6 protein-coding genes and 2 pseudogenes are annotated in these 6178 nt (G+C 65.2%); 3 read left to right on the top strand and 5 right to left on the bottom strand.

The features are described from left to right. Window positions 1-38 precede the first annotated feature (38 nt). The 5 genes and pseudogenes from DQ405_RS23330 to DQ405_RS23310 all read right to left on the bottom strand — a co-directional run bounded on the left by DQ405_RS23330 (window position 39) and on the right by DQ405_RS23310 (window position 4675). Complete coding sequence (locus DQ405_RS23330) at window positions 39-248, bottom strand: hypothetical protein (RefSeq protein ID WP_008643223.1); 210 nt, start codon at window positions 246-248, stop codon at window positions 39-41. Between the two features lie 62 nt (window positions 249-310). After that, a pseudogene (locus DQ405_RS23325) lies at window positions 311-2369 on the bottom strand (ParB N-terminal domain-containing protein). Between the two features lie 80 nt (window positions 2370-2449). Further along, window positions 2450-3277 carry a DUF932 domain-containing protein gene (locus tag DQ405_RS23320; RefSeq protein WP_008643219.1) on the bottom strand — a complete coding sequence of 276 codons (828 nt, stop codon included), beginning with the start codon at window positions 3275-3277 and terminating at the stop codon, window positions 2450-2452. 703 nt (window positions 3278-3980) lie between these two features. After that, entirely contained in the window at window positions 3981-4238 is a 258-nt protein-coding gene (locus DQ405_RS23315; RefSeq protein ID WP_225525367.1) for a hypothetical protein, read from the bottom strand. Window positions 4239-4324: 86 nt separating this feature from the next. After that, entirely contained in the window at window positions 4325-4675 is a 351-nt protein-coding gene (locus tag DQ405_RS23310; protein ID WP_020203136.1) for a DUF2958 domain-containing protein, read from the bottom strand. Window positions 4676-5044: 369 nt separating this feature from the next. On the opposite strand from DQ405_RS23310, the gene DQ405_RS23305 reads away from it, so the two are divergent. The 3 genes and pseudogenes from DQ405_RS23305 to DQ405_RS23295 all read left to right on the top strand — a co-directional run. Beyond that, the gene (locus DQ405_RS23305; protein ID WP_008643211.1) at window positions 5045-5374 is read left to right on the top strand and encodes an ArsR/SmtB family transcription factor; all 330 of its coding nucleotides are present in this window, start codon (window positions 5045-5047) and stop codon (window positions 5372-5374) included. A 12-nt stretch (window positions 5375-5386) separates the two neighbouring features. Beyond that, entirely contained in the window at window positions 5387-5833 is a 447-nt protein-coding gene (locus DQ405_RS23300) for an ArsI/CadI family heavy metal resistance metalloenzyme (protein ID WP_020203138.1), read from the top strand. Window positions 5834-5844: 11 nt separating this feature from the next. Continuing rightward, window positions 5845-6178, top strand: a pseudogene (locus DQ405_RS23295) (arsenate reductase ArsC); the annotation flags it as partial.

Raw genomic sequence — 6178 nt, 5'->3', positions numbered from 1 at the left:
CCCAGGACGGAACGGCCTGGGCGCGGTGCTGATCGCGGTTATTCCTTCGTCTCGATGAGCCACCACACGGCACGCGGCAAGACGCGGCCCGTGATGGGATGAATGTCGGTGAGGTCGGCGCAGGCCGTCCAGCCCAAGGGCGGACGGTAGCCGCGCACGTCGCCATCGCCGTGCCAGCGGCGGGCGCGTACCGTGCCGGGGGCGTAGATCGCAGCCATACGCGGGCGGCTGATGGTGGTGCGGGTCATGGGGGTGTCTCCTTCCAGCGAAGCGCCCCGGTTGAGGCCGGGGCGCATGCCTTCGGCGCGGATCAAGCGGCCAGCGCCTCGGCAGGTTCATCCGCTATTGCCTCGGCATCCTCCGGGGCGTCCTGCTCCGGGCCTGCCTCCTGCGCGGCATCCTGCGGGCCTGCGGCCTTGAAGATGGCGGGCATCCAGCCGGTGCCATCGGCCAGCCGTTCGGCCTCGCTGGCAATGTCGGCCTTCTTCAACTTCGCCAGCCGGGTGACGTGCTGCGGCGCGTACTCGCCCACGGCATCCAGAATCACGGCCTTCGGAACGTGCTTGAAATAGCCTTCTGCGGTCGGCTGCCACCATGCGGCCATGTCGAGGCCCACGGCCTGCGCCAATTCCTCGCCGGGTTGCTGCACCGTGGTGCGGGGCGTCACCACGTCCACCGTGGAAGCCACGCATACGGCCAGCAGCCGCACCAGTTCGTCTTGCGGCTTCGCCAGCAGCGCGGCGAACAGTTCGGCGCTGTCCTCCGGCAAGGCTTCGCCCGCCACCTGTTGCAGTTCGCGCAGTGCCACGGCGGCGGGCGATTCCGGCCAGTCCGGGGCCATGCCTTCCAGCCGGTCTTGCACTTTCAAGCTCATGCCCAGCGGCAGGTCGTGGCCGTAGTGGCTGCCCTGCAAGATGGTCTGCACCATGCCATGCACCACGGCAGCCAGCGCGGCTTGCGGGTGCCGGGCGACTTCGATTTGCAGCGCGGCGGTGCGGTGGGCGCTCAACCGCTGCGCCAGCCGGTCAGACATGGCGGCGATCTTGGGCTGTTCGTCGTCCTCGCCTTCGTCGTCGTTTCCGGCTTCGCCTTCGCCGCCGAAACCCTGCCGCAAGCGTTCCAGCGTGCGCAGCGCCTTGGCTTCGGCCTCACGCATTCAAACCGCGATGAATCACGGTTTCGCCGTTGCGGTCGATGGTGACGATAGCCCCGGCTGCGGCCTTCACGTTCGGACTGTAGTCCTGCAAGCCATCTTCCAGCGCCTGCAATTGCTCGCCCACGGCTTCGCCTTCCTCTTGCAGCGCGTCGGCCTTGTCCTCGTCCTCGGCGTCCAGCGCGGCATCCACTGCTTCGGCCAGTTCGTGCAGCTTGGCTTGCAGCTTCTCGATACGTTGGGCCTCGCGCTTGATTGGCTCGCGTCGCTCCCTGGGCGCACGCTGGAAGGCGTGCAGGTCGGAATGGGTCATTCCCGGCGTGGCATCCACCCATGCCCAACCTTCGGCGCGAACATTGGCGGCAATGCCTGCCAGCCGGTCTTGCACCAACCGTTCCAGCAACGCGGCATCGGTCAGATACACGCCCGCGTCACCTTCCGCGAACAGGTCACGGCGAATCCCGCCGCCTGCGGCTTCGTAGCTGTCCAGCCCGACAAAGCGCACCAACGGATGCCGGTAGGCGTCGATTTCCCGTTCGGTCAGGCGCTCGCGCAAGTGCGAGGGGTGGCGCTGCCATTGCGGGGCATCGTAGAACGCCGCTTCCTGCGCAGTGTGTTCGTCAGTGATGGCAAGGGCCATCAACTGGTCAAGGCTCACGGCATCGGCGCGATAGTCGGCCATTAGGCGCGGGGAGACATTCGCCAGCTTCAAGCGGCGCTGCACCACCAGCGGCGTGACGGAAAAATCCGCTGCAATGTCCTCGATGGGCCGTCCTTCGGCCACCAGCGCCGCGAAGGCTTCAAACTGGTCTGCCGGGTGCATGGCCTCCCGCTGCACGTTCTCGGTGAGGCTGGCCGTGCGGGCGGTTCCATCGGCCACCAGCAGGCAAGGCACTTCCCATTCCTTGCTGATGCGATGCTTCTTCGCCAGCAGCTTCAAGGCGGCGAGGCGACGGCCACCGGCCACGACTTCGTAATGCTCGCCATCGGCGGATGCAATCACAATCAGGTTTTGCAGCAGGCCCACGCGCTGGATGCTCGCGGCAAGTTCGGGAATCGACATGCGCGGGGTCTTGCGCACGTTGCGGCCCGTGGGGCGCAGTACCAACCGTGACAACGGAACCAGAATCAGGTTCTTGGTCGGGTCGGCGGCTTCCAGCGGGATAGCTGCGGCGGTATTGACGGCGCGGGCTTCGGTTTGGGTGATGGCGTTCATGATGATAACTCCTTGCGGTTAGGAAATGCAGCAGCGAAAGAAGCGGTAAGGGCTGCTGCCTGCCCCTGCCGCGTGGGGAATCAGGCTTTCAACTGGCGCAGGCCATCGGCCAGCAGCCACAGGGCGCGGTTCAGGCGCACATCGGAATCAATGCCCTGCACGGGGCGGGTACGTTGGCGGCGTCCGTTGGCGCTGCGGCCATGCAATCCGCCTTTGGTCAGGTTCTCCTGCGTGCGGTTGAACACGCTCCACAAGTCCGGGCGGCGGTCGTCGAACCGGCGCGGCATCAGGATTTGCGATTCGGTGATGGGTGCGGGCTTGTCGGGGTCGTCGTACTTGAGCGACAGCGCAGCGCGGGCGAACACTTCGGCCTCGCCTTCGTCCAGCGTGATGCTGCGCATCAGGTCACGGGATTCCTTCACCCGCTCGAAGCCGCTCAACACCTCGAAAGCGCCTTCGATGACGTGCCCGGCCACGTCGCCTTTGTGGGGTACGCGCACGTCCGCCACGGTGTCGCCACACACAAGGCCATTGCTGCACACGAACCGGAACATCCCGGCCAGCATCTGATAGCTGCTGGTGCCGTCGTGCGAGTTCAGCAACACGATTTCATTGGCTTCCGCGCCGTTGATCTGGCTGGCGTGGCGCAGGCGAATCATGTGTTTGGTGTGCTCGCGGCGGCCTTCATCGCGCACGCGGGTCTGCGTCACCATAAAGGGTTGAAACCCCTCCTTGCGAAGCTCGGTCAGCACCGTGGCGGTGGGGATGTAGCTGTACCGCTCGGAACGGCTCTCATGCGGGGCATCCGCGAAGATGGACGGGGCCACCCTGCGAATCTGGTCATCGGACAGCGGGTAGTCGCTGCGCAGTGCTGGGGAATGGGAAGCGAAACGGGATGCGAGTTGCATGGTCTTTCTCCTGACGAAAAGGGTTTGCTGTTCAAACCGCACACCGGATTCCTAGATTCGGAGCCCAGCCTTTCGGTTGTTCGGTGCGGTCGGCACGAGGAACCCGGTTGGCCCTGTTGCCACCGTCTTTCCTGAGTTCATCGCCCGCGACGGTCAGGAGCACGCGAACGGGTGCCGTCAAGGAGGCAAGCGCAGGGTTGGTGCGGCCCGCAGGCGAAGCCGAGGACACGGCCCTGCGCGCCTTGACGGCGCACGGGCGCGGGCTACAGTCGCGGACAAGGTGATGAAGTCAGGGGAGACGGCTCGACAAGGCAACGGCCTTCCCTGTGTGCCGAACCGCACGGCAAGCGAAGCGCGCAGGCCCGAAGCTGGAAGCCGGGCCGGAGGCGTCAGCCGAGCGGAGCGAGGGAACGATGGAAGCCCGTCAGGGGCGAAACCCCGCAGGGGGTTCGATGCGCAGCACGACAGCGCGACCGGCCATGTTTCTTGGCCGGGGACGCCCGGATTTCAAAGCTCGATGCACAAGCTCATTCGCCAAGCATCGGGAAGCAGAGCCAGTTGTGCCGGTGATTGCTTCGGTCTGGCCGATCCCGCGTAGCCGGTTCGGCGGTCTTTGAGGGGCGCTAAGCATCGCGCGGCGGGGGTGGCCCGCAGGGCTTTCCCCTGGAGGCAAGCGCAGCGCCCCGTCAGGGGCGCGAAGGCATCACGCCGAGTCGTCAGGACACAGGCTGGATTCCGCAACCGGCATCCACGGCGAAGTCGAGTTCAGGTAGTAGCGCCTACCACGCGCATACAACCCCGAAGGCTCGGTGGGCTGGTAGAACCCGGTGACGCGGCGCCAGAACTGCACACCAAACTCGTTGGTGTAGATCACCGCGTCGCCGATCTTGAAGCACAGCGGCTGCCCGTTCTCCGGCGCGAACGGTTTGAGCGCATCGTGCTGCGCCGTGATTTCGATGATCTAGTCGTGATGGCTACTCATGGCATGGATCTCCTGCAAAGGTTGAGAAAGCACAAGGAGCGCCTTGCGGCGCTCCCAGGGCCGAGTCAGACAGCGATCCGCCCGGCCAGCCGCGCATCGCGTGCGTAGGCGCTCAACCGCTTCTCGGCGCGGAAAGACAGGTCGCGCTCGATCGGCAAGCCCAGCCCGCCGCGCACCGTCGCCAGCTCGCCCAGGCTGACCCAGCCGATTTCCGGCATCCCCAGGCCCAGGTCGCAAAGACCAAAGGCGTGGTCGTGGTCRTCGGGATCAATCTCGGTTAGCAGCCAGGTCGCGCCGCTATCCGGCGTGAACAGCTTGACCACGGGCGCCGGATCGAAGTCCGGGTTCTCCAGCGATTCGCGGCCGTTGGCCAGCAGCACGATGCGCTGCTCGTCAGTGATGAGTGCGTTGTTCATGGTGAACTCCTGAAGGGTTGCCGGGCGGAATTGCCCGACCCTTCCGTGGCACGGCGCAGCGCAAGCAGTCAGGGGTCAACGACGGCCGCCAGGACGCAAGCGCCATCGGCGCGCAGCCCTTGACGGCGAGCACGCCGTGGCAGATGAAGGGAAACAGCAAGACCGCCTCCCTTGCACCTCCATATGCGTCGGTTTTAGGCGAGCAGAGCACCCAGGTCGGAGGCGCCAGGGGGCATAGCCGGATGGCCGTGATTCGACACGAAGCGCGGGACACAGCCCGCGAACCCGACGGCGGCACGCCGGGGCGCTACGAGGTTCTGTTTGCTGGTTTCTTGCGCAATGATTCAATAAATGTTGTATTATCGAACTATGAACGAAGATCAAGCTGTTTCCGCCCTCGGCGCCCTGGCCCACACCCAACGCCTGCGCGTGTTCCGCGCCCTGGTCGTCGCAGGCCCCGAGGGGCTGACGCCCAGCGTCTTGGCCGACCAGCTCGACGTGGCCCGCAACTCTCTGTCCTTCCATCTGAAGGAGCTGGCTCACGCTGGCCTCGTCACCATCGAACAGCAAGGGCGCAACCTGATCTATCGCGCTGACTTCGCGCAGATGAACAGTCTGCTTGGCTACATGACCGAGCACTGCTGCCAGGGCGGCGTATGCGAAGTCACTGAATCTCCCTCCACCTGTGCCTCCTGCTGAAAGGAACTCTCCATGAAGCGCTTCCACGTCCACCTGCACGTCGATGACTTGAACCGCAGCATCGGCTTCTATTCCCAACTATTCGCGGCGCAGCCTGCGCGCGTCGAAGGCGACTACGCGAAGTGGATGCTCGAAGACCCGCCGGTCAACTTCGCCATCTCCACGCGCGGCAGCGAGCCGGGCATCGACCACCTGGGTATCCAGACCGACGACGCCGAGGAACTGGCCGCCCTGAAACTCCGCGCACAAGCCGCCGACATGGCGTTGCTCGACGAAGGCACGACCACCTGCTGCTACGCACGCAGCGAGAAGCATTGGGTCACCGACCCGCAGGGTATTGCCTGGGAGCACTTCCACACGTTAGGCAGCATCCCGGTCTTCCATGAAGCGGCTTCAGTCACGACACCGATCACCGCACCGGCTTGCTGCACAGCAAGCCCCCGTTCTTCCTGCTGTTGAGAAAGCACACCATGACCACAGAGGCCGCATACAACGCACTGTTCATCTGCACGGGCAATTCCGCACGTTCCATCCTCGCCGAAGGCATCCTCAACAAACTGGGCCAAGGGCGCTTTCGGGCGTACTCGGCAGGTAGCCAGCCCAAGGGCGAAGTGCATCCGCTGGCGCTCGCCACGCTGGAGCGGCTGCACATGCCAACGACTGGCTACCGCAGCAAAAGCTGGGATGAGTTCGTAGCGCCGGGGGCGCCGGTGTTCGACTTCATTTTTTACCGTCTGCGACAACGCCGCCGGCGAGGCTTGCCCGTTTTGGCCGGGCAAGCCGGTATCGGCTCACTGGGGCGTG

This window comes from Pseudomonas sp. SST3 (assembly GCF_003325755.1).
The sequence above is the reverse complement of the archived record's forward strand: the minus strand, read 5'-3'. Positions and strand labels throughout refer to the sequence as shown.